We start from the raw sequence: 25,268 nt of genomic DNA, 5'->3' as shown, positions 1-25,268 counted from the left end.
TATATTTCTAGTTATTTTTCCTTAAATTAGCAATTATATTCAAGATCTTTTAGTATTGGATCTATTATGTGGTATTCCTCATTTTCTTTCTTTATGAAATTGTAGTTAATTAAGTTTTCAAGTGCTAAAGATAACTCCTTATCATCAATTTTTCCAACTTTTATTTCAACTCCTAGTTTTATCTCTTTCCACCTTGATACTATTTTTAAGCTTTCCATTATTGCACAGTATAACTCTTTTCTTCTTTTATCTTCAAGGAAGTGAGAAAATTCATCCCACATAATCTTTTTCCCTTCTTCAATTGTCTTTTTTAATGCTTCAATAAATTCAAGTTTTCTAACTGCGTAAAAGTTTCCAAATAATGATAGCCAACCAACGATTCCGTCAAGTTTTTCTATTACTTCCTCATATTTATCAAAATTCACGTTTAATTCTTCCATTCCTTTCTTAAGAAATGCAATTGATGTTTCCTTATCAAAAGGGGTAAGTTTAATTTCTACTGGTGGTCTTCCGTGAAGAGGTGAAGAAGAAGAGGGGTTAAGTAAGTTTTGAACTAAACCAACGTATGAACCAGAAAAGATGAAATGGACTTTTGGATTACTCATATATACGTTTCCTAATACTTCTAACAGTTGTCTTGAAACTTGTGATAATTCTTGTACTTCATCAAGACCAATTACTATTTCATCTGTTGAAAGGAAAAGTTCAAGTAAGCTTTGTGTTATTTTACTTCCTTTCTTTACTTCTAGTCCAGCTGATGTTACAAAAAAGTTTATATTAACGTGAAATTTCCATGTTAATCCTTTATTTATTTCTGAAAGTAAAAGGGAAAGTAATGAGTTTAGGCTTTTTATTCCTCTTAAGTTTAAGTAAATTCCTTCTATTCCTCTTTTCTTCATTTCATTAATAATTACTTTCATTAATGAGGTTTTCCCTATTTCTCTTTGTCCTAAGATAACTATCCAATTTCCGTGATAAAGTTGCGATATTGCATATTCAATTTCTTTGTCTCTGCCAAATAGTTCTTTTCTGTTTTCTTTTGGGTGAAGGTCGAATAACAACTGGTGTATCACCAGTTACTGGTGTATCACCAGTGAGATATAAATGTTTATCTAAGATGAGTGTGTCCAACAATTTTATTATTGCACTAAAGAGTGGAAAACTATATTCTCTACATAGAACTTGAAAGTAAAAAAATTAGATTATAAAAATAGAAGAAAGTAAGTCATAATAGTTTTTCTTATCCCTAATTTATTTAATAAATTTTGTAAAAACAAAAATGTTTGGCACATTCAGGTTATAGAGTGTGTATATTATGATTTCATAGGAGCATAAACCAAGTGATAAGGAAACCAAGTTCTCTAGAGGAGTAATAATGTAGTTATGAACGAAGGATAATACATTTATATCTCTGTAGAATATCATTAATTATTTCTATAATCTTATCCTTATTGTTTTAGCCTTCTAACCCTAAGTAACGATAATATAGGCACACTCTTTAAGGCAATGTTTGTCACTTTTTATTATAAACCTCATGCTTATCATAAATAGTATAATTAACCTTAACTAACAATCTTTCTATTGCGTAATAAACTTGCAAGTTTTTTAACGTCTTCTTAGTTCTATTCTTGATGTCAATAAGTAAAGTAAAATGAGTAACAAAATGAGTAATGGGAAACTTAAGTAACTCTGCTCAAAGAACGGGAATAATATATCTAAAATTATGTTTTTGCTAGGGATGAAAAAATAAAAGATTGAAAGGAAAGTTGATATGAGGAATGATACCATTGAATTCCTAGCTAATAATCCGAAAAATGTTCCTATGAATCCTATAAGTAAGATTTGTATAGTAATATAAAGTAAATTGGATAATGTTTGGTTTAGGATTTCATCAAAGATTGAATTAATAATAAGGAGTGGGATTATTGGAAATATAATGAGGGATAATATTTTGTAAAATAGGAATTCCCTTTTTGTTACTCCATATACATAAACTACTGTAAATCCAACACCATTTTCTATCTCAACTGTTGTAATATAAGAAAATATGATTGCCGACGGAATGATTAATAAAAAGTATATTAAATAGTCAAAGGTATTTTCAATATATTCTCTTTCTATAATATACGCAAAGATGATAGTAGAGGGATAAACTATTAAGGGATAATATGAGTCTAGGAGTCTTCTCTTGATTTCAAATGTTATCATTAACCATCCGCCTATAAATTATATTTAGATCAGCTTTTTCTACTCCAAAAATATGATTATTTACATCATATTTCTTTAGTTTTTCCCAGACTTCATCTATGCTTGATAAACCTTCTATGATTACTAAGTTTCCGAAAACTGATGCATTATCACCAAAAATTTTTCTTATCATATCTGGGGTATCGGTTTTTATAACAAAGGTATTCTTATACTTTTGTATTAGTTCTTGTAAAGTCCCATTAAAGAGAATTTTCCCATTTCTAATTATTAAAGCTTTATTTAATATATTGCTTATTTCGCTTAATTCGTGGCTTGATATAACTATATTCTTAGCTTTCTTTAATAACAGACGATAGAAAATATCTCTTTTATCCACATCAAGATTTGCTGTTGGTTCATCTAAAATATAAACATCCGCATCTTTACCTAATGCTATAGCTAAAGTCACTATTTTCATTTGTCCCATAGATAGAGAATTAAAATTCTTATTCAGTAATTCTTCAGCCTGAAATTCTGACATAATTTCTTTATCTACCCCAGCTAATTGTAATAAATCCTTGACTTTTACATTTGGGAAGTATGGATTATCTAAAGAGAATGAAGCTATTTGATGAACTTTCTTAGTGTTTCTGCATTCTATTTCAAAGATCTTACATTCTCCTTCATAGTTTAAAACACCAGCTAAAACACCAAACAATGTAGATTTTCCTGCACCATTAGGTCCTATAACGCCTACTATTCCTTTATCAATTTTTGCTGTAATTCTATCTAAAGCTATTTTTTTACCATATTTCTTAGTTAAGTTAACTAATTCAATCATCTTCTTATCACCTCTATTTTTCTACTAATAGTGAAAAAGAGGAAGTAAAGTAGGATAACTAGAATAATATTTCCAATAAAGTATGGGATAAGGGAGAAAAATTTCGATTCAAAAAATGATACATGATAAATTTCGACATAGAATTCATAGGCATTTAAGTAATCGTAAACTACGAAGGGAAATAATATGACAAGATATTTGAGGAGAATTAAATTATGGAAATTGCGGATTGCTATGCTGAGTAAAATAAATGGAAGGGCTCCATAAATAATTATATTTAATAGAGCACCAATTGCAGCCATATTAGCTTTTATATAAATTGAAATAATGATTGAGATTATGATGAAAAAGATTACCGATGTAAAGGTAAATAGTAAATTAAATAATAGCATTTCTCTAACTAGTGGTACGACGAGATAATTTCCATTAAGTATTACATTACTAAAGTATGTAAAGGCAATAGCTGGTAGAATAAGTGTTATTATATATGCAAAAAGTTTGATAGAGAAAGATTCATTATATTTTATACCAAAATGATATGTTAAATTAAATTCTACTCCTCTAAAAAAATCATAGTTAAAATAGTATAAAGATACTACTACTGGAGGCAATACATAAATGAGCTGAATTATAGCGTCATTACTGCTGATAAAATTGTATAGATCTGTTAAAGCTGTACTTGAACCCCCTATAGGATCTGTTATTCTTTCAATTAAATTAAATGTTATCATAAGAATAATATAGGCGTAAAATATGAGAGAAGGGAGAGATGTAAGGCTTCTTTTCAACTCAAAAATAAAATACCTTCTTTTTGTCACTTCCATTTTAATACCCTCCTTATTATTATATATATTAAAGGAGAAATAATAAGTGATAATATAAATGATAATACTGCTATTATAGGTATTGGTACTACTGAATCTGAAACAGGGCCATAATATTCGTCAAGTTGAAGAGAAACAGAGAAGATTAGTAAGTATTCTCCATGCTTAATTGGAAGATAATATAATGTCCCATGCTCTACTGGTATGAAAATGAAAGGAAATGATATTCTTGAATAAAAGAACTTGTTACCCTTTGGATAAACTAAAGCATGTGATGATACTGAAATATTTTTTGTAATAAGGTTAATTGACTTATTCAAAAGCTTAATTGTTCCATTATATTCTTCTGTTACTAATCTTAATGTTAGATTGGAAGAGTTGTATTTTATACTCATTACTTTATCACTATAACAATAAAGATACGTGTTAGATTCATTAATGATAGTAATATTTACTGGATAAAAAATTCCATAAAGAGTATACTTAATTTCATGAATGTATTTAAAATGAAATGTAGTATTTATATACGACGTTACATAAAAATAAAATATAAAGAAAACGATTGAAAAGATAAGGAGAAACATAATTAAAAATACAAAAATCTTTCCTTTTATCAACTCTAACCCAAGTATAGCTAAAACATTAATCTTTTTAAATTTTGCTCTATACTTTTAGTTTATATAACTATTTATATATACTAGTTATTTGTAGTTATGTCAACAATATTTATGATAGATCTTTAGGTCAAAAGAGATTATTTAGGATTATATGATGGAGTATTTGTTGTGTTAAATGAAAGATGATGAGTTAAAGAGTATATTGAAAGATGACATAAAGGAGGGTATTGTTATATAGAGCGAAGAATTTTCTTTAGGGAGTTTTGCCAGCTTCGTTTTAATTTACTCTTCTTTTATGCAATACTAGTAGGTATCTTAGAACTCTAGATAGTTTCAAAATTTTTCTCCCTCCAGTGCTTTTTGGAATTTTATCTGAGCTTTTATCATTATTATCCTTTTTAATATATCAACTGAAACACTTGAAATTTAACTAATAGAAAAAAGAACTAGCACTTATGTTTAACCTTTTTTACTGATATTTACGCTTACTCTTTCAATGATTTTATCGATGTCATTTTTCATTTGAACGAGTAGAATGATGTTGAGTTGATGTTAAATCGTATAAGTTAAATCCTATGTGTATTGTTCCTTAATATTTAACGACTTGAATTCATAAATTGATATTAGTGGTTATACTTTGTATGTTATATATCGTATATCTAAATCCTACTTGATAGTAGGATGATAAATATTAGTAATGAGTTTGATCAATATAGTATAAAAAAGAATATAACTTATTAATATAGTAGCTCTTTAATTTTTTATGTAGAAGTAATTTATTGGAATACTATAATTATTGTCATTTATATTGTATGTTGCATTTGAGTATAGCATATAAATATTATATGTTCCACTAGGTTCTAAAATAGTAATAGATAGTGTTGTTACAAAGGAGTTAATGCTTTGTGTGAAGGTTCCTATATATAAATACGGTGATATTACAAACGCAAGTATTGATACCCAGCTAGGTACCGCAAGTCCTATAATTTTAGCTATAGTAACGATTAGGCTTAATGAGATTCCACCTGATAGATAGCCATAAGAAGTATAGGGATAAGAACTGGCCGTATCGTAAATGCAAGTAAAACCTGATATAGAATCATTTTTGACGAGAACATAATTGTTTGTAAAAGAGAAGAATTTTTGTATTGGAATTTGTGGTGTATTTGTAGAATATAATGCTGGAACGTAATTTGAATTAGTTCCATTAAGCTGTAAAGCAGTAAAGAATACTTCAGTTATACTACCTATAGGTTGAGACCAATAAAATCCAGGAAGATAACAGTATTGATATTCAGTAAAGTTAGCTACGGCTATCTGACCGTAAGTATAGATTTCAGCAAATTGTGAGTTGCTAATATCACCAAAATGACTAACAACAGTCAAACTCATTGAGGAACTACTTGTAGTTATTGAGGCTCCAATAATTTGCAGATTTGCTGCTCCTCCAAAAAATGTTACTCCAAAAGATATTCTAAAACCGCTAGAACTTGATGAACTTTCCCATACTGCTAAAGCTCCACTATAATCTTGAAGGTTAGAATTTGTTACATATACAGCTGCTAACGGTACTGGACCTAAACTATTCTGTGATGGATAATACCAGACATTATTTAAGACAATGCAAGTATTTGGTCCTGTAATTTCGTTTTTTGGAACAGTAGTGGTTACGGTTGTAAAAGTATATGAATCTTTATTGTTATTATTAGAGGAATTAACATATGAATTTAATTTAACAGTTTTTACTATTGGATTTATGAATGGAATAATATAACTCTCGCTTATTCCATGAGTTACATTATAAGGTGATATAGGTATCGTAAAAGGTTGAGTATAAACTGTTATTGTATTATTGTTATTTCTTTCTGTATAGGTTGCAAATCCTAATAATGAGGGTATGATTCTATATCTATAATATTTAATCCAATGTTCTGCATATGATGTTAGATTTGATAAAGGTAATGTTACATACTTTACGTTTCTAGCTTGATAGATCTTTTTTATAACAGTGCCATGAGAAGTTGGGTAGAAGGCAAATAATGTTACTGAAACTCCTTGAAGAAGTTGATTATTTCTCAAAAAGAAGATATTTACGCTATGAGAAAAAGTTTCATTAATCGTGTAGGCTTCATATGCTATTATTGACGTTAAAATAATTGATAAGATAATTAATATTACAGCGTTTCTTTTTAAGGTATTTATCATCTATTTTCACTATTATACTATTATACATAAGATTTATATAAGGTTTATTTATATAGAATATTTAGTTAAAAGTAGAATATATATGACTATAATTGGCTAATGAAAGTAATCTTAAAGACTTCTTTAAATAAATTAAAGCGAATAACATTTCTGTGTAGACTTTTAATCGATTCTTAATCTATTACTTTTTTATTCTTAGATAAGTTTATTTTAAAAAATAATTTCTTATTTTTCTATAAATATTCTGCTTCTTAGTTATAAATTATTCTTCCATAAATAGATTATTAATATGTTCGTGAGTTTTTGCATTCTTAAATTGAAGAGTTTTGAAACTGTCTGAAAGGAGTAACATAGATCTAATCTATATAGAATATATAGTCACATATAATCTATGAATTAATAAAAACATCTTTAATGTAGAAGTCTCTTAGACTATTTTACAAAAGGGTTTATATATTCAAAATTATTTTTAACATATATGAAAAGCTTAATCTTAATTTTAGCTATTTTATTTCTCTTGTTTTCAGCTGAAGTTGTTAACTCAATGACTTTATCTATAGTTTCAACCAATGAGGAAATTATACCAACTTCAATAGTTTGGTATAATAATGCTGTTTACATTGCTTATAACATATATAACGTTACTTCAGATACTTCAACATTTTATGTAGTCAAGATAGAGGGAAATGAACCACTAATTTTGTTAAAGCAACAAGTTCCTTACAAATATGCTTTTTTCAATAGTTACCTTTATGTAATAAATGGTAAATTGTATATAGAGACTGTAACTTTTTCTAGGGAATTATTTGTTAATTTTAAAGAAACTACAACAATATATATCTATAATGGGACTGGAATAACTGAATTACAACCTATCAAAGGCTTTTATTATGTTTATCCATTAAATTATGATAATCATCATGGAATAGTATATGCAAATATATCTGGGCCGTTTATAGGAAAATATATTGTAGAGATTAACAGTAAGAACATAAGTTTCAGTACTAATATTTTACCACCCTTATTTTCAAAAGACGGAATAATTGTAATTGATGCACTTTCTAATAAACATATTTTTCAACCAATTGGACCTATTCAATTGGCAAACTATTCTATAGTTCTTTATGGCTGGAACGGTAGTATTGTTTGGAATCGTACTTACACTTTATCTCTCTCTCACATCCAATTTGTCCCATTGATTTTTGATAATGTTACATGGGATCTAGCTCTTAACAACACTTTATATATTATAAATGCTACAAGATCAGTATTTCCAGTAGAAGGTGAAATATTAAAAATAAATTTGATGAATGGTGAGGTTGAAGAAGCATATAGTTTACAAGCTGTAAATGGTTCTATAGTTGGCTTACTTGATTTTGATAATGAGCCAGTATTAATAACTGAATCCCATAATTTCATTTACATATATACGATAATTAACGGTGTAAAGTTAGCATTTAAAATTCCTTTGTATATTAAGACTGTAAAAGTAACAAAGCCTCAGAAAATTAATGGTAAAATAGAAAATGTGACAACTAACGAGACAGTTATGCTAGATAGAGTATTCTTTAATAATAGATATATTTTAATAGAGAATTTATCTAACCATGAGGTTACTGTATATACTCTCTCTCAATCCTATCATTATAAAACAAGTTATAATTTCTCGTATATAGTTCCTGCTGAAATTGTATTAGGTTATTTTGCAAACGATGCATATTACATACCTAACGTGTTGTTAGGAAGTTATGGTAATAAAACGTTCTTTATCCTACTGAATAAGCTAGGAAATGTAACTAGGACAGTTGAGTTAAATAATACAAAAACTCCTTTAGAAGTTCTCTTCACTAAGAATTCAAACGTATATTATGTTGTTTATTTAGGAAAACAAGGACTAAACACTACTCTAAACTTCGTAGAGATTTCTTCTTCTACTACTACTACTGCACCGCCTTCTTTAACTACTCCAACAGCGCCTTCATCCTCATTCCCAGTATTATATGTTGGTATAGCTATAGTCGTAGTTTTATTAATAGTAATAATGCTCATGCTGAAAAAGAGAAAGTAAAGATAATTAATCTTAATTTAGAGATGAATTTTACAAAACGTAAGTTTATGTTTTTTAATCAAGCAAGTTGTGCAGAAAGCAATAATGGAAGCGTGGTGTCATTATTAAGGTATTAATTATTTCTATAACTTTTCAATGTTTACTTATTTAGCGAATATAAACATTTATTCAATCTTGATATAGATCAGTAATGCCTTAGAATTTATATCTTTATGAGATAAAGTAATGATAACTCTCAATCAATGTAATTTTATTATCTTTATTTATCCAGAAAGAATGTAAGTGTTAATTTTTCTATGGTTGATTTATAAATGATTAGTCTTATGATAAAGTTTTTAAGTAATCATATAAGTTATGTAATGAGGAAAATTGAAGAGAAGTCTACTTATATTATCTCTTTTACTTTTATCACCTTTTGTTAGTATGTTATTTCTTTCTGCTGCTGGTAATAATATTGTTGGGTCTTCTCAATGGCAAAATCAAGTCGTTGCTCCGGGTATGACTTTACAGCCTTTAACAATAACGTTAACTAATGAGGGGAAATTAATAAATGAGACTGTATGTATAAGAATTATTCTTAGCGGTCCTTTCAGTGGGTCGTTTCAACCATATTATGTTACCAATTGGGAGCCTGGTCAATCAATTCAAATTACCGGTTTTGTAAATATTAGCCCTACAGCAAGAGATGGTGTTTATACAATTTATGCTTTAATTTCTCCCCTTTATATTTACGTTCCTATTCAAGTTTATATAAACGGTTATGTTAATCTAAGTATTAATGGAGTATTAAGCTATAATTCAATAGACTTTACCTTAACTAATCTTGGCAATGCTCCTACTCAAATTGTTGAATTTCATGTTTATAATTCTACTTTCTTTAGCTTTCCTATTGGTACTGTAACTATTCCAAGTATATCTTCTCAGCAATCATATTCCTTTTCTTTGCCAGTTGAAGTTAAGGCAATTTCCTCAGGTGTATATTATATTGAAGTTTCAGCATATTATCTAGGCTTGTATCATAACTTTACTGTTCCTATTCTAGTTTCTTCTAATCGTTCAATAACTAGTTATATTCAGCCATTATATTCTGATCCAAAAATGACTTTACAAATTGTTTATTCTTCTCCCTTTAAATTAAATGCCTTAGCAATTCAAGCTATCTTGCCTCAAACCTTATATAATGGATCTGGAGGTCATGAATTATATTCATTTACTCAAATAATTTCGCAGTCTGGGGTTGTAACTTTTAACTTTTATGTTAAAGGTAAAGAGGGAATTTATACGATACCAATTGTTTTAACATGGTATACTAATTCAGGAATTGTAACGCAAAGGGAGAACTTTACTGTTTCAGTTTATCCTCAAACAGAGATTGAATTATTAGGTATTTCAACATCCTTGTTTGCTGGAGAGAATGGAGAAATTAATTTAACTGTTAAAAATGTTGGTTCTTCACCAATATATAATTTGACTGCTAGTGAGGAAGGATTATCGTTAATTTCTTCTAGTTATGTTCCAGTCTTATATCCTGGTAATGAGGCTGTAGTTACTTTGACTGTTTATTCACCTTATAATGAGGAGGGTGAAATTGTTTCTATAAATATAACACTTACATATCTAAATTCCTTAGATGAAGTTTTAACTTTAGTTTACCCAGAAGAAGTAGAAATTTTATCTCCTCCACCACCAATTCAGTTAGTTGATCCAGGTTTTCAGCAACAATCATTATTTGCAGGATTTGAAAATTCTGTAATAGTATCATTTAATAATACTGCTGGTGTTCCTCTCTATGATGTAAATGTAACAGTTAAGCCACAAATTGGCAGTATAGTAGGGAATAATTACTTTTACTTTACTTCATGGCTTCCTTATCATTTACTTAGTATAACTTTTGAGATATTTGTTCCATCAAGTGTAGGGAATTCATTAACAATTACTTATTCATTTACTTATTATGTGGATGGAGTGGAAAAGAGTTATTCTATATCATATAATTATGAAGTGGTATCTAGATCAAGCTTGGCTGGTTTATTTACTGTTTCTATCTCTCCATCATCAGTGCAGTATGGTAAGGAAAATAACTTAACGCTAAGCATAACGTATAATGCATATTACCTTTTCGGTTATTCTCCTTCTAAGGTTACCTTTGTAACAGTCTCAATATCTACTCCTTCTTCAGTTAGTGTGACTCCAACGTACTTTATCGTTCCTTCACTATCACAATTTGCAACCTATACAAAGCAACTTCATGTTGAAATTATGCCCCCTAGTAATGGTAGTGTTGGCACATACACTTTAGATGTTACATTAACTTTTATATATGATGGAGTATTGTTAAACTATACATATCCAATAACGTTATTTGGAGTTGGTGAACCATTTATTGAGGTTGAAGCTCCAACATACACAATAATTAAGGGAAACTCTTCCTTAGTTGAGGCTTCTCTTAGCTTTGACATATTTAATAATGGTTTAGGTGAAGCTGAGGGAGTTAATATAGTTTTTCAAACTCCACCTGGAATTTCGATTATCTCACCAGCTGTAATTGGAGTTGGAGATGTAGGACCTTCTGTAACCCAAGGTGAAAGTGTTGAAATTATTGGTAAACCTGGTAATTATACTATTCCAGTAACTATTTCGTATTACAAAGGAAATGGTCAGCTAGTTTCATATACATATGACTTTCATGTTGATTTAGTTGCACCCCAAGTAACTGTGACTCATCACGGTTTTACTTTATCTATGTATGATATAATTATTGCCGGACTTGCAATTGCGTTGATTATTTCTATAATTTGGGGCATTAGAAGGGGTAAAAAATGAGGATAAAGGATATTTTTTCGTTTTCTTTTTCCTCTTTATTTTCTGATAAAGTTATGGGAGTTCTCCTTATACTAATAGTTGTAATAACTTCTGGTATTTCATCTTATATGATTTCTAATTCTCAAGGCTTAATAAATTATGTAGAGAACTCTATTCTCTATCTTGGTCCTAATACTGTTGTTGTAGAAGAATTAAACTACCAGAGTGGGATTCTTTTAAACTCAACTCTGGTAAGCTATTTTCAACACATTCCTCACGTGAAGAAGGTTATTCCAGTTATGATTTTTACTGCTTGTTTAGATATTGCTGGTGTTAAGAAGAATGTTACTATAATAGGTACTCCAACTCTATCAATTTTCCCTAACTATACAATTAATTATGGCTCAACTCCTACTACAAATCAAATTTTATTACCATATACTTTATTTCCTTCACCTTCTTTAGTTAATCAGTATGTTAAGATTGCATATAATCATTCTACTTATAACGTTCAAGTATCTGGTATAATATCATATCCAACAACTACATTATTATACATGACTTTTTCTAATAACTCTGTTATTATACCTCTTCAATTAGCTGAACTTATTCTTGGTAGAAGCGTATATAATTTAGTTATAATAAAGACTGATAATCCAGTTTATGATAATTATGTAGCTAATTATGTTTATACTTTGACTTTACCAATCATTCAGTTTAACCAATTCTCGGTGAACGTGGTCTTTTCTCATCTTGCAATTGTCTCTGCTGAATCTTTAGCAAAGGCTTACTTAAAGAGTAAGGATATAAGTGTTTCTTATGCTTATATAATTACACTAATTACTTCGCTTATCTCAGTGTTTGTAATTAGTATTATAAGGAGTTTGACTGTTTTTAATCAAGTTAGGGAAATTGGAATATTTAGAGCTTTAGGTATGGGAATTCGTCTTGTTGTTACTGTGAAGGCTTTAGAATCATTTATTGCTGGTGCTATAGGTTCGGTAGTTGGCATTTTAGCTGGTTATCTTCTTTCTTACTTCTTTTCATCTTATACTCCTTATATTTCTCTTTATCAGATCTTTGAGATTTTCCTTATCGGCGTATCTGTATCTATATTAGGTAGTACTTATCCTATTATTTGGTTGTCCAAGAGGACACCAGCAGATATGATGAGGGTTGAGTAATGAAAGTTAAAGATATTCTTTCAATATCGTTAAAAGATTTAACATCAAGAAAATTAATTTTAGTGATTGTAATTTTTGGTTTAATTGTAGGTATTTCAAGTACTGTAATCGTTATCTCTCAGTCTCAGGGAATGGTTAAGAGTATAGAATCAATATACGCTTTTTTAAGGCCTAACGTAATTATAGTTTATCCTAACGAAGGTAGTTTTACAAGTCAACAAGTTTCAATCCTTTCTAGTTTAAAATATGTAAAGTGCGCTTATCCAGCTATTAATGGTACAGTTTATTTAAAGTTAAATGGTCAAAATTATCGGGCTTATCTTCTCGGAATAGACAACTTAAGCATAATTTTGTCTTATACTCTACTCTCTGGCGTTTCTAACTTAGGTGAAGGAATATATGTTCCAGTAAACTTCTATGTCCCTGTTTCTAATAATTTGGTTCTTCAAATTGAAGGTAAAAATACTATAACAACTTTTGTAAGTGGAGTTATAAATGTTAGTGGAACTATTTTTGAGAGATTTGGCAAAATCTCTTATTCTATCCCGGTTACTACGCTTTATATTTATTCTTCTCTAACTTTAGCAGAGAAGGTTTTCAATACTTCTAACTATTCATTTATAGTAATAGTGACTGAAGGTAGTCAATATGATAGCCTAGTTATTAAGGAGATTGAAAATATATATAACGTTACGGTGTATTCACCAGGTGTTTATGCTTCTGAAATTGCAAGTCAATATACTTATTTTTCAGTTTACTTATATGGTATAGTTGTTGTTGGTTTTTTAACTAGTGTTATTACTAACTTTGCTGGACTAGTAATTACTTTTAATAAAAAGATTAGGGAAATCGGTATAATGTTAGCTTTAGGAATGACAAGAAGAGGAGTAAGTGTAGTGTATTTGCTTCAAGCCGTGATTATAGGTATTGTTGGTGGCTTTCTAGGAATACTTATTGGTCTTTATATTACTAATCAAATAATTTTGCTTAAAATAAGCTATACGCCAATAATATATGTTAACCAATTACTGGAGATTTTAGGAGTTAGTGTTTTAATTTCTATTGTGGGAGGAATTTATCCTGTGATAAGAATACTAAGGTTAAACCCAGTAGAAGCTATAAGAGTTACTTAACTTCTTCTTTTTCTATTTTTCCATCTCTAATGTAAACTATTCTATTAGAGTACTTTAACATTTCAAGGTCGTGAGTTGCCATAATTATCGTTTTTCCTAATCTTTCTTTTATATCACGGAATAATTCAACTATTTGTTGTCCAGTTGTAGTATCTAAATTAGCTGTAGGCTCGTCAGCTAAGATTATGGGTGGGTCTGTAACTAGGGCTCTAGCAATTGCAACTCTTTGCTGTTGTCCTCCAGAGAGTTGGTTAGGTTTTTTATCCTTTAACTCTAACAAACCTGGTACAGTTTTTAAAACTTCCATTACTCTTTCCCTTCTTTCTTTTTCACCAATCCCAGCAATTATAAGAGGTAATTCAACATTTTGGTAAACTGTCATAAATGATATTAGATTGTAAGATTGGAAAACGAAACCAATGTATTTGTTTCTCAGCAATGCTTTTTCCTTTTCTGTAGTATAAGTAACATCTTTTCCATCAATTATCACATGACCAGAAGTAGGAGAATCCATTAAACCAATTATATTAAGGAGTGTTGTTTTTCCAGATCCAGAAGGACCAATAATGCTTAAAAATTCTCCTTTTTCTACTTTTAGAGTAACGTCATTTAATCCAATCCATTCCCTATTCCCACTTTTATAAATCTTCTTTACATTGTAAAGTTCTACAATATACACAAGAAAAAGGTGAAAAGAGAAAAAATAAGCTTTTTCATGAGTGCGACATTAGGATTTAAGACATTATTAATCTCTATATAAAGATGAAACAATTTATAAATGCTAGAAATTAAAAGTCACAGTAACGGCACGATTTCAAACAAAGCTTTTTATAACATTTCGGAAAATATATAATTGAGGACTGTCCGGGTATACGGACAGGATGATGCATTTTTATATTCCAATTTCTACTTATTCTCGTGATTATTGCTGTAGACGAGTCTGGAAACCCATCAGATGAAAACCCTTATATTTTAGGAATATCTGCTATCTTAAAAGAAAAGGAGTATGAAAAGAACTAATGCCAAAATACCAAAGAAGTTGTTTGGAAAATTTAAAGTCTTGAAATATTCAGAAAGCTTACCTAAAGCGAATAGGCTTGAAGGAACTAATGCAAAGGGATTATTCATAGAATTTCTTTCTAATTACGTTACTTCTGTAGGAATAATAATAGAAAAATATGAGAAGATAAAGGGTGAGCTTGCCGTAACAATCTGGGGAAAGTTAGTGGCTTATCACGTAAATGAAATATTACTCACGTTTAAACCCAGCGACGTTACCATAGTTTACGATAGGAATCCCTTACTTACTGATAGTGAAAAGATGTTCATTATTAATAATTTTCATAAGTGGATAAAAGGTGTGAAGAGTAAAATAAAAGTGAATATAGGTGGAAAGGATTTGGGTTTCATCAGCAGACTTTATTGCTGGAGTTATAAGAGAAGAACTTTTGTGTATTGAAGGGAAATTGGTAGGAGAATATTGTAAAAACGTTGACGAATGGTTTAACCTCCTTCAGCCTAGTGTTTATTTTTACACTACAGAGGATATAAAAATACTGTTTTCTCGTAAGTAGAGATTTATTATTGATGAATGAGTTTAACAATTCCTAAAATCAGAAGATTGTATTCTCAAATAAGAGAAGACAAGTAGTTTATATAGGCTTATAAAAAGGAAATTGTAGTATATGCTTCATTTACGACTCTTAAAAGTTCTTTGTTTAATTTTTCTGAATTCAACTTTTTAATATCTGACTAGATATATCACCTATGTCCGAAAATTATGACTTGAAGTACGCTTATCGGGCTTTGATGATACTTGCACCTATTGCAATAGCTGTAATGTATACTGAAGCAATGCTTGTACCATCTTTGCCAACTATTGCACAAGATTATAATGTAAATTCAGCAACTGTAAGTTGGGTTTTAACAGCTTATTTGATTAGTGGTGTTGTAGCTAATCCTATTGTTGGTAAGCTTGGTGATATTTATGGAAAGAAAAGAGTGTTAGTATACATCATGATTCTTTATACAATAGCTGTAACACTAAACGGGTTTGCTCCAAACTTTACACTGTTTGTGATCTTTAGGACTATTCAAGGAATAGGTTTAGGAATGTTTCCTTTAGCTTTTAGTCTTATTAGAGAAGAATTTCCACCTTATTTAGTACCAAGGGCTCAGGGAATTGTTAGTGCTATGTTTGGTATTGGTTCAGCTATTAGTTTGCCTATAGCAGCTACTGTCGCACAAGATCTTGGTTGGCAATACAACTATCATTTTGTTATTCCCTTCGTCATTTTACTTACTTATCTAACAGCAAAATACATAAGGGAAAGTAGATATACAAATCCAAACACAAGAATCGATTATGTTGGTGCAGGAATACTAGGGACTTCATTAGCCCTTTTAGTTGCTGGTTTATCAGAAGCTCCAACATGGGGTTGGACTTCTTTTCCTTTCTTTGCAACTGTTTTCTTGGGTTTAGGCTTATTCGTATCTTTTATCTTTTACGAGAATAAAGTACAATTTCCATTAATGTCCGTAAAGTTATTAAAGGAGAAAAATGTCTTTGCTGCAAATTTAGCTGCTTTCGTTGCTGGTTTTGGTATTTTTATGGCTTATCAAGCTTTAAGTTACCTTCTTGAATTGCCTTCTCCGGTAGGTTTTGGTTTCGATATTTTGACCACGGGATTACTAATGTGGCCTGTATCATTTATGCAAATATTTGGTGCACTTACTGCATCAAGACTTATTGTAAGGAGTGGGACTAAACTAGTAATTGTTTTAGCTTCAGTAATTCTGTCAGTTTTCTATTTCTTTCTTTCTCTCATAGCTTCTGCTGGTTCTAAGGCTGGAATAGTGAATGTCATACTCTTTTCCTCACTAGCTACATTGGGAGCAGCAATGCTTAATGTAGTTTTAATAAACATTCTGACTTTCTCTGTAGATAGGAGAGTTTTAGGAGTAGCTACTGGAATGAATACTGTATTTAGACTTATTGGAGGTGCTTTTGGTCCTTCTGTTGCTGGTTCTTTACTTTCAACTTTTTACACTTACATGATTTATCCAATGCCAGTTAATGGTGATATCATGTATATGCCAATACAAATTCCTTCCGATTTTGCTTTCCAGTTAACATTCCTAATTGCTTCTGTTGCTGGTTTATTGATGGTAATAATTGGATCAATGACTAGGGATATAAAGATTAATCAAGGACAAAAAGTAGGCTAACGCTTGTTTTTAATCATAAAATTATTAAATAATGAATAGAATAAAATTGAGATTTATTTAATTTTAAAGAGATCATCATTTATAGTCTTAGGTTTTAGTTCATTGAATTATTCTTACAAGATTTTAAGTTAGTTTAAAGAGGTTATGATTAATAATTATAATCCCAAGAGTTTTATTATTAATATCAGAATAGTTGAAGAATTTAAAGTAGGAAGAGAAGAAAAAGATTTAAAGATGAAATTCGTTTAGATATTCTCTCCAGAATGTTCCTTCCATCATTGGGTTTAACACTCTTATGTAAGGTCCATATACTAGAGTATCAAGAACTTTATCATGTAATTGTCTGACTTCAGGATAAATTAGCACTCTTCCTAATCCAAACATTAATGCATCAGTATTGCTCCATTCTGTATGAACTATATATCTCTGTGGTTTATTTCTAAATTCTGGTGCTTCATAAATTGTCTTTGGTTCTGGCACATCCATTCCGTTTGCTGTCTCTAAAATTTGATGGAATCCTTTTGAGTCAAGTTGAAGGCTTCCTAATGGTGATACGCCTATTTCTTTAAGTATCATCCCTCCTAAGAACCCTGGAGCTGCTTTGAACGCTTGTAAGACTTTTATTGCAGCTTCTTCAAACTGAGATTCTAATCCCTCTTTAACTACATGTTCTCCAAATGCAACTACTCTTTTTCCAAAAGGTTGTGATATTGGTGGTATTGAAACAGCTTCCCCAGCAGCAAACTTTTTACCTACCATTACTGTGAAATCTGTCATTTCTGTGTTTAATGGCATATCAGCGTAAACTATTTCATATAAGGGTTCATAAGGTCCCCATATCATTTGATCAGCACATTGTAAACAAAGTCTAAATAAGTTAGCCCAATTTTGCCTATGCATTTCCTCATGATCTTTCCAATCTCTCCAGAAAGTGTATTGCATTAACATTATACTACTTAAGTTCTGTCTCATGTCTAAGCTAGCCCCTCCCCATCTATTTCCCATAGGAACTACTCCTATTTGTACGTGGTTTTGAAATCCTACAAAACCTGGATGTCTTGCTGTTACCATGCATACTTTTGGTCCTACTTTTCCGAAGAGTTCTAATGTTTTGGGATCGTTTTTAACTTCTGCCATGTTTATTGCAACATAGGGTTTTGGCATGGTTCTCAAATAGATACTTGCATTTATCAAATTTAAATGTAATATTCTAAATCTTATTAAAACACTTATATCAAAATTTTGTAAATGTGAGGATTATAAAAAATATTTATCTAATCTAAATATCATAAATTACAAGATAATTTTATATAGTTAAAAGTATATCTATTTATATATATGATAACAGAAGTATATAAGAGTTTACTAATTAGTGAAAATAAATACGATAGACTTGATGCATGGTTTAAAGTAGATTATCTTGTAAATGTACTAGGCATTAATGAGGTTAAAAGTAAAATAAACTTTTTCATAAGTCTTCTATGCGACAAGGATTTAGATATAGTATTACATGCATGGCAACTTTTACCTAAACTTTTGAAATTAGGGTTAGTTCAAAGAAGTGAGGCTGATGATAAATGTTTTGTAAAAGCATTAAGGGAAGGAGATATAAATGCATGGTGGATAGGAATAGATTTATATAAAGAAGGAGTAATAGATCTTTCTTTGCTAAAAAACGAAATTGAGAGTTATAAAAAGGCTTTATCTTCTGATCCTTTAACTAGGCTAGGAGCATGGAGTCTTTTACCAGAAATGCTTAAGCTAGATTTAGTTAAGGATATCGATGAAAAATTAATAGTTGATTTACTTAAAGATAAAAGTTTAAATTATCATATTAAATTAAATGTGCTTTATCTAGTCTTAGAGTTAAAAGAAAAAGGGATAATTAAGAACTTAGATATACAAGCTGTGAAAGAAATAGTGAATAATCCAATGTTTAAACAACTTTCTGAAGCTTATGACAAAGACTGGAAGAAGGTAATTCAGGTATTGAGTTAATTGTTTCGATATTATGTCTTTTTAAGTATCAGATTTATAATATTAAAGGGACTTAATTTCAGAGTGAGTAGTATTAAGTTTAATCATATCCCCTTTATTTTCATTATATTAAACTACATATAATCATGTATTGCCTTATTATTGTTGTACATACTAAAAACTAATCTCAAAATTTTATAACATATACTATGGCTGTTTTATCTTTATATAAATCATAGATTTAAACTCTTAATTTTTAGTTATTTTAATATAAATAATAGTTTAAAGTAGAAAATTCTAATATTTAAATAGAATTATATTATTCATATTGCTAAATGATGTATTTAATTAATCTACTAATTTTTATATAGCTTAAAGTGATATATATTTTTGCAATGTCCTCTTATGAAGACCTTTTGAAAATTTTAGATTCAAGAAAGGTAACAAGATTGTATTGGATCATTACCATTTTGGCAGCTATAGGAGGTTTTCTATTTGGGTATGATACTGCTGTAATAGGTACGGCAGCAGAGTTTGCTCCCTATCGCTATACAGGTTTTCTATTGGGTTACGAAATTGCTAGTGCTTCCTTAGGTGCGGCAATAGGAACAATAATTGCATATTTTTATACAGACAGGTACGGAAGGAAATCATTATTAATTATTGATGCAGCAATTTATACTATAGCCGCTATTCTTTCAGCATTAACAATAAATGGAACAATGTTGCTTATAATGAGGACAATTATTGGAATAGCAATTGGAGCAGATTCTGCTGTTGCTACAGCATATATTACAGAATATGCTCCAAAGGATAAAAGAGGAACTTTAGCCATTATGCAACAGTGGATGATTACTATAGGTATTTTAGGTTCTTATTTAATTGGTTCTACTATTCTTTTCTTCTTACCCTCATTAGCTTATACTGTAGACTGGAGATTAATTCTTGGTCTAGCTGCGATTCCAGCCATATTAGGTTTAATATTTAGATTTATGATGCCAGAGTCCCCAAGATGGTTAATTTATTCTGGTCAGTTTGATAGGTTAAAGAGGGACTTAGGCAAGTTTGGGATAACTGTTTCTGATGATGTGCTTGAAAGAACTAGGAGGGAAATTCAAAGTGAAATGAGTATGAAACTAGATACGGCAACTAAGAAAGCTTTACTGCTGGTGGGCTTGTGGCTAGTTTTTCAGCAAATAACTGGAATAAATGTTCCATTCTATTATGGTCCAATAATTTTATCTAAACTTCATATTTTTGGTTCTACTACTAATCCAGTTTATTCAGCTATTGATGGTGTTCTTGAATCTACTATATTGGCTGTGATTAATGTTGCCGCAACTTTCATTGCGTTTAAATTTATAGATAAAATAGGGAGAAGAAATCTAGGAATTTCTGCTTATATTGGTATGTTAGCGTTTGATGTAATCGGTGGTATCTCAGCACTGTATGGTTTTAATATTGGTATGTTAATAGCTTTTGCTGGTTTTATTATTTTCTTTGCTTATGGTGTTGGAGGTACTGGATGGTTAATACAAGCTGAATATTTCGATACGAGAGTTAGAGGGAGGATGGCATCTATAGGTGCTTTGATTGATTGGCTAGCTAATTTTGCCCTCATTGAAGTTTTTCCAGTAATGTTGTCTAGTGTAGGATTAGCTGGCTCAATGTTTATCTTTTCAGCTCTTGATTTAGCAGCTTTAATCTTTGTATTCTTCTTTATACCAGAGACTAAAGGGTTATCATTAGAGGAAATTGTAAGGATGTTTAATGAGGTTCCATTAACTAAAATGAAAGAAGGAAGGGAATTGGTTATAAATGGAGAACATGAAGCAATCAGGTGATCTCCATATAAGAAATTAGTTCTTCGATTTGAGTTGTATTATAAGGTATTATAATATTTTTTTCGTCAGCATAAATCTCTATATATATAATATATTTTCCGAAAGCTGTAACTCCGACTATTGCGTAGCTTGCTTTAATAATCTTAACTGAATAAGTATTAATTGTAGTTACTATACCAGAGTACCTATCGTAAAATTGTTTAGCGTAGTTCGAACTAGTAAAATTAATGTATGCTACAAAGGCTGTAAAATTAGAATAACCATAGTATTGATAATAGCCATTAATCCCTCCTTGAATGGAGTAATTGAATATCTTATCAAATACGTTCATGTTAGTCGTATAAACTGGAGATAAAGCAATCCAATTTCCGCCTAAAACTGAATCTAATTCAGTGATAGACATTTGCCTGACGCCTATTACTGCGTCATGAACACTTATACCATGGAAAATGAGTGAAGCTATTAAAACTGCAACTATTACTACTGCTACAGCTGAGATTATACTTAGTCTTTGTTTCTCTTTCTTTCTTATTTTCATTGCTTGTTGTATATTTATTGTTGGTGTCATAGGCACTTCTATTTTTCTCGTTGTAGTTGCAGTATCGACTTTAATATTCCTTGTTTGTTGAGTTAATGGATATCCACATTTAGCACAAAATTTGGCCTCATATACGTTAACTTTTCCACATCTAGGACATAGGATTCCTAATGGTGAACCGCACTTTGCACAAAATATTGCATCTTTCACGTTCAAATAACCACAGTGAGGGCAAACTTTCTCTATATAAAATCCGCATTTTTTACAATATCTTGCTTCATTAACGTTTACCGTACCGCATCGTGGGCAAACTTTCATTTTTTACAACTCTATTTCTTCATATTAATATGTTTTATCATGAGGGATAGGGTATTTAAAACAAACCAGTAAAGGAATTAGCTATGATTGCTAAGGAAGATGTGATCTCTGTCATTAAAGAACTTTATGATGGCAAACCTGTTGCTTTTTCGAAAATAAAGAAAAAGATCAAAGCTGACCCAGAGGAGTTAGAAAGGGTTTTAAATGAGTTAGAAAGGGAAGGATTAGTTAAGAAATATGAGGTAGGTGGAGGTAAGGCTTATGAAATATTTAATGTTGATCCATTTTCTCTTATAGTTTCAGAAATAAGAAAGTTAAGAGAAGAAATTAGAAAATTAGAAGAAATGATAGAAGAGAGACAGAAGTTGTCTTTCTCCGAATTTGATAATGCTTATGAGAGAGTTAAAGACAGTTTAGGTTATGCGAAGCTTTCTGATATAAGGCTAGAACTTGGATTATCTAAGGAGGAGTTTTACTCTAAGTTTAGGTCTTATGTTGAAAGTAATTATGAGCTTATTGCAGGAGGAGATGAAGGTTTTGTAAGGAAAGGTTCAGTTTATGGCATAATTAAGAAGAGGTGAAAGTATGATATGTGATATACCTAAAGTTTCTGTTACTACATGGTCTTCTAAGGGAGTCCTTTTAGTTGGTCCAACTTATAGGCAATATTTAAATAAAGCATTGGAATCGGCTAAGAACAAAGATGTTGCTTCCATTATTGGACAGCCTGGAATGGGTAAGACAACAATTTTAAAGAAGGTTGAAGAATCTTTGACAACTTCTCATAACGTTTTTTACCTAGACTTAGCTAGCAAGAATGAGATAGAAGATGAATTTTGGAGTAAGGTAAATGGTGAGAAAGTACGAAATATTGTTTATCCTATGTTAGAGAAAGATAAGAAAAAATATGGATATTCTTTCCTAAAGAGATTATTTGGTGTCTCTTTTAGGTCTCACATAGATTCCTTATGTAACAAAATTATCGCTAAAGATGATAAAATGCTAAGACTTTATTGTTTAAATTATGAGCGTAGTTATGATGGTATGTTAAACTTCATATCCGATTTTAAATCCTTTTCAGAGATAGTTTTGCTTATTGATGAGGTTAGAGAATCGCACATTCCAAAAATTCATAGGCTTATAAATTCTGGCTTAGGAATTTCAGTTCTTATGGCAATTCCTACAGATGCTTATAGTAAGATAACAGATTTAGCCATAAGAAGGAGACTAGACGAGAGCAGAATATCTTTAGATTCTTTAACTTCCGATGATATAAAGGAAATTGTTGAAGCTTATTGTAAACCATTATCAGAAGAGTTATTGCCTATCGTTCTATCATTATGGAAAGGGAGGGAATTAAATACTGTTAGTAGTATTTTACAGTTTATGAGAAGTGAGATAGAGAAAGCAAATAAAGACTGTAATGATAATCTTGATTGTCTTAAAAATAAAATAAGAACTTCCTATAGTTTAAGGGATGTTAGTGAAGACTCTAAAAATCTAGAGAAACTTGTAAGAGATTCGTTATCCTCTCTTTCAAGAGAATTTAATATTACATACGTTCACCCTAGAGGGAAGAGAATTGAGATAAAGGGTAAGAGCTTTGTGGTTGGTTTGTTCTTCATTGTAGATAATGATGCTTATATAGGTTTAGTAAAACTTTACAATAATGAAAATATAGAAGATGATGAGCTTAAGCTCCTAGGTTATGTTACGACTGTAGAACACGAAAAGAGAGAATACGTAGTAAAACATAGGTTTGTTATTACTAATTCTTCTTCACTAGAAGTTCCACAAGGCGTTAATAAGGTTGAGATGTCAACAATGGAGGTTGTTAGAATTTTGCAAGGTGATAATGAAATATTAGAGGAAAAAGTTAGAAGCATATTGAAAGGTTTAGTCGTTTCGAATAGAGGGAATGAGGTTGTTATGACTTGAGTTTATCTTGAAGTTCTTTTATTTTTTTAATTTCTTCTTTTGACAAATGTATATTTAACCATTCATATGGAAGCATTACTAGAAGATTTTTTATATCTTCTTCTTTTGCATTATTATTTTTCCACTCATCAAAAAGTTCTAATGCTTTTTCAGTCATTAAATATATGCCTTGATAAAGATTCTCTAATTCTCTTGCAACTTTTAACATTTCCTTTTTTGGCACAGCACATTTTGTATCATTTCTGTGTAAATTATGTTTCATAGCCAAAGACTGTAACATTCTTCTTTCAGCTTTATATGCTCTAAAGGCTGAAAGTTTTAATTCACCTTTCTTTAATCTTTCGTATGAAACTAAAAAATCATTAAAACTCATTTTTGCATAGGTTCTTTCATCTCTTATGGGCATTATGCTATTAACAGCCCTCCTAAAACCTTCTTTGATATTTCTAAAGTCTGGAAATGTAACATCGTTGCCCTTACATCTCTATAATATTTTTCTATTTTAAGTGCATTACTAAATCCATGACCACCGGTAATTCTTAGTGCTTTATCAATTACTTCTAATGCTGTTTCAGTATTAAATATTCTAGCCTTAAGTATTGCAGGTAATGGATTTTGTGATGAATATTGATCAGCAGCATTATAAACCATTTGTTTCATTGCTTCAACTTTTGCTGACATTTCAGCTAAGTATATTTGTACACCTTCAAAAGATGAAAGTGTGTTTTGTCCTAATTTCCTATTTTTAACATGATTTAATGCCTCTTCATAAGCACCTTCAGCTAATCCATAAGCTATAGCTGAAGCACCTAGCATTCCTACTCTTCCTAATACTCCTAGGAACTTCACAGCATCATCAACTATCATATATTCTTTAGGAACTTCGGCATTTTCAATTATTAGTTCTCCCCAGGAAATTCCTTTCATTCCTAAAGATACGAACTTTTGACCTTCCTTTATTTGGCTTTTTTCAAGTAAAAACACGCCAGGCTTTTGAGCTCCTTGAACTTTTGAAATAAGTAAATATAAATCAAGCTTTCCCGCACCAGTTATGAAGGTTTTAGTACCATTTATCACATACTTATCACCTTTTAACTCTGCCATTGTATTCAGTACAGCATTTATAGCTCCTCCTACGCTTTCAGTTCCCGCAGCTCCAATGAGTAACTTTCCTTCAACAAGATCTTTCATGTACTTGTCTTTTAATTGTGAGTTTGCAAAAGTGTTAAGTGCTATTGTTGATGCAACGTGAGTTACATAAATCCATGCTGTTGAAGGAGAGGCTTTTGCTATCGTTTTAACTATATCAACGAATACTTTTGCCGGTAATCCTAATCCATAAGGTTTTGGTACTAAGATTCCCATAAAACCTTGCTGTGCTAGTAATTCAAGGTTTTTAGTTGGAAAAATTCCTTGTTCTTCACTTGTAGAATCAAGTTGTTTTGATATTTCACTTGCAGATTGAACAATAAGTTCTGCCTCTTCTGACATATATTTTGTTGATTTTTATATGGTTTTAAAATTTTCCAATATAAAACTTGCTTTAATGAAGGAATTATTTTAA

At 30.3% G+C, this 25,268-nt stretch carries 21 protein-coding genes; 10 read left to right on the top strand and 11 right to left on the bottom strand.

The genetic code is table 11. The features are described from left to right. Positions 1 to 26: 26 nt before the first annotated feature. The 6 genes from ACAM25_RS10775 to ACAM25_RS10750 form a co-directional block, all read right to left on the bottom strand. Positions 27 to 1,061: an ATP-binding protein gene (locus ACAM25_RS10775; protein ID WP_369611665.1), complete on the bottom strand. Its 1,035-nt coding sequence runs from the start codon at positions 1,059 to 1,061 to the stop codon at positions 27 to 29. Between the two features lie 544 nt (positions 1,062 to 1,605). Further along, positions 1,606 to 2,208 (bottom strand): hypothetical protein, encoded by a 603-nt coding sequence (locus tag ACAM25_RS10770; RefSeq protein ID WP_369609727.1) that lies wholly within the window; start codon positions 2,206 to 2,208, stop codon positions 1,606 to 1,608. After that, positions 2,195 to 3,028 (bottom strand): ATP-binding cassette domain-containing protein, encoded by an 834-nt coding sequence (locus tag ACAM25_RS10765; protein ID WP_369609726.1) that lies wholly within the window; start codon positions 3,026 to 3,028, stop codon positions 2,195 to 2,197. The genes ACAM25_RS10770 and ACAM25_RS10765 overlap by 14 nt, the downstream gene beginning before the upstream one ends. Then, positions 3,025 to 3,852, bottom strand: coding sequence for a hypothetical protein (locus ACAM25_RS10760; protein ID WP_369609725.1), 828 nt, complete (start codon positions 3,850 to 3,852; stop codon positions 3,025 to 3,027). The genes ACAM25_RS10765 and ACAM25_RS10760 overlap by 4 nt, the downstream gene beginning before the upstream one ends. Beyond that, positions 3,843 to 4,247, bottom strand: a complete 405-nt coding sequence (locus ACAM25_RS10755; protein ID WP_369609724.1) for a hypothetical protein — start codon at positions 4,245 to 4,247, stop codon at positions 3,843 to 3,845. Before ACAM25_RS10755 ends, ACAM25_RS10760 begins: the two co-directional genes overlap by 10 nt. 975 nt (positions 4,248 to 5,222) lie before the next feature. Then, positions 5,223 to 6,674 carry a hypothetical protein gene (locus tag ACAM25_RS10750; RefSeq protein ID WP_369609723.1) on the bottom strand — a complete coding sequence of 484 codons (1,452 nt, stop codon included), beginning with the start codon at positions 6,672 to 6,674 and terminating at the stop codon, positions 5,223 to 5,225. A 478-nt stretch (positions 6,675 to 7,152) separates the two neighbouring features. On the opposite strand from ACAM25_RS10750, the gene ACAM25_RS10745 reads away from it, so the two are divergent. The 4 genes from ACAM25_RS10745 to ACAM25_RS10730 all read left to right on the top strand — a co-directional run bounded on the left by ACAM25_RS10745 (position 7,153) and on the right by ACAM25_RS10730 (position 13,861). Beyond that, positions 7,153 to 8,742 carry a hypothetical protein gene (locus tag ACAM25_RS10745; protein ID WP_369609722.1) on the top strand — a complete coding sequence of 530 codons (1,590 nt, stop codon included), beginning with the start codon at positions 7,153 to 7,155 and terminating at the stop codon, positions 8,740 to 8,742. A 369-nt stretch (positions 8,743 to 9,111) separates the two neighbouring features. Continuing rightward, positions 9,112 to 11,565: a hypothetical protein gene (locus tag ACAM25_RS10740; RefSeq protein ID WP_369609721.1), complete on the top strand. Its 2,454-nt coding sequence runs from the start codon at positions 9,112 to 9,114 to the stop codon at positions 11,563 to 11,565. After that, positions 11,562 to 12,728, top strand: a complete 1,167-nt coding sequence (locus ACAM25_RS10735) for an ABC transporter permease (RefSeq protein WP_369609720.1) — start codon at positions 11,562 to 11,564, stop codon at positions 12,726 to 12,728. The genes ACAM25_RS10740 and ACAM25_RS10735 overlap by 4 nt, the downstream gene beginning before the upstream one ends. Continuing rightward, positions 12,728 to 13,861 carry an ABC transporter permease gene (locus ACAM25_RS10730; RefSeq protein ID WP_369609719.1) on the top strand — a complete coding sequence of 378 codons (1,134 nt, stop codon included), beginning with the start codon at positions 12,728 to 12,730 and terminating at the stop codon, positions 13,859 to 13,861. Before ACAM25_RS10735 ends, ACAM25_RS10730 begins: the two co-directional genes overlap by 1 nt. Here ACAM25_RS10730 and ACAM25_RS10725 read toward each other — a convergent pair. Beyond that, positions 13,854 to 14,540: an ABC transporter ATP-binding protein gene (locus tag ACAM25_RS10725; RefSeq protein WP_369609718.1), complete on the bottom strand. Its 687-nt coding sequence runs from the start codon at positions 14,538 to 14,540 to the stop codon at positions 13,854 to 13,856. The two genes, ACAM25_RS10730 and ACAM25_RS10725, sit on opposite strands and share 8 nt — an antisense overlap. A 327-nt stretch (positions 14,541 to 14,867) precedes the next feature. Between ACAM25_RS10725 and ACAM25_RS10720 the strand changes: the two genes are divergently transcribed. Then, on the top strand, positions 14,868 to 15,320 hold the full coding sequence (locus ACAM25_RS10720) for a hypothetical protein (RefSeq protein WP_369609717.1): 453 nt from the start codon (positions 14,868 to 14,870) through the stop codon (positions 15,318 to 15,320). Positions 15,321 to 15,628: 308 nt separating this feature from the next. Continuing rightward, positions 15,629 to 17,089, top strand: a complete 1,461-nt coding sequence (locus ACAM25_RS10715) for an MFS transporter (protein ID WP_369609716.1) — start codon at positions 15,629 to 15,631, stop codon at positions 17,087 to 17,089. Positions 17,090 to 17,317: 228 nt separating this feature from the next. Here ACAM25_RS10715 and ACAM25_RS10710 read toward each other — a convergent pair whose 3' ends face one another. Continuing rightward, entirely contained in the window at positions 17,318 to 18,253 is a 936-nt protein-coding gene (locus ACAM25_RS10710; RefSeq protein ID WP_369609715.1) for a sulfur oxygenase reductase family protein, read from the bottom strand. 174 nt (positions 18,254 to 18,427) lie between these two features. On the opposite strand from ACAM25_RS10710, the gene ACAM25_RS10705 reads away from it, so the two are divergent. Next, positions 18,428 to 19,087 carry a hypothetical protein gene (locus ACAM25_RS10705; RefSeq protein ID WP_369609714.1) on the top strand — a complete coding sequence of 220 codons (660 nt, stop codon included), beginning with the start codon at positions 18,428 to 18,430 and terminating at the stop codon, positions 19,085 to 19,087. Between the two features lie 374 nt (positions 19,088 to 19,461). Continuing rightward, positions 19,462 to 20,910, top strand: coding sequence for a sugar porter family MFS transporter (locus tag ACAM25_RS10700; protein ID WP_369609713.1), 1,449 nt, complete (start codon positions 19,462 to 19,464; stop codon positions 20,908 to 20,910). On the opposite strand, the gene ACAM25_RS10695 is transcribed toward ACAM25_RS10700, so the two are convergent. Further along, the gene (locus ACAM25_RS10695) at positions 20,903 to 21,766 is read right to left on the bottom strand and encodes a zinc ribbon domain-containing protein (RefSeq protein WP_369609712.1); all 864 of its coding nucleotides are present in this window, start codon (positions 21,764 to 21,766) and stop codon (positions 20,903 to 20,905) included. The two genes, ACAM25_RS10700 and ACAM25_RS10695, sit on opposite strands and share 8 nt — an antisense overlap. Before the next feature lie 83 nt (positions 21,767 to 21,849). Between ACAM25_RS10695 and ACAM25_RS10690 the strand changes: the two genes are divergently transcribed. Further along, positions 21,850 to 22,347: a hypothetical protein gene (locus tag ACAM25_RS10690; RefSeq protein WP_369609711.1), complete on the top strand. Its 498-nt coding sequence runs from the start codon at positions 21,850 to 21,852 to the stop codon at positions 22,345 to 22,347. Positions 22,348 to 22,351: 4 nt separating this feature from the next. Next, positions 22,352 to 23,704, top strand: a complete 1,353-nt coding sequence (locus ACAM25_RS10685) for an ATP-binding protein (protein ID WP_369609710.1) — start codon at positions 22,352 to 22,354, stop codon at positions 23,702 to 23,704. On the opposite strand, the gene ACAM25_RS10680 is transcribed toward ACAM25_RS10685, so the two are convergent. After that, the gene (locus ACAM25_RS10680) at positions 23,694 to 24,110 is read right to left on the bottom strand and encodes a hypothetical protein (protein ID WP_369609709.1); all 417 of its coding nucleotides are present in this window, start codon (positions 24,108 to 24,110) and stop codon (positions 23,694 to 23,696) included. The genes ACAM25_RS10685 and ACAM25_RS10680 overlap by 11 nt on opposite strands. Beyond that, the gene (locus ACAM25_RS10675) at positions 24,110 to 25,195 is read right to left on the bottom strand and encodes an acyl-CoA dehydrogenase family protein (RefSeq protein WP_369609708.1); all 1,086 of its coding nucleotides are present in this window, start codon (positions 25,193 to 25,195) and stop codon (positions 24,110 to 24,112) included. Before ACAM25_RS10675 ends, ACAM25_RS10680 begins: the two co-directional genes overlap by 1 nt. Positions 25,196 to 25,268: the final 73 nt, after the last annotated feature.

Origin of the sequence: Sulfurisphaera javensis (assembly GCF_041154675.1) — an archaeon.
Lineage (GTDB): Archaea > Thermoproteota > Thermoprotei_A > Sulfolobales > Sulfolobaceae > Sulfurisphaera > Sulfurisphaera javensis.
This window is presented reverse-complemented; position numbering and strand designations above follow the sequence as displayed.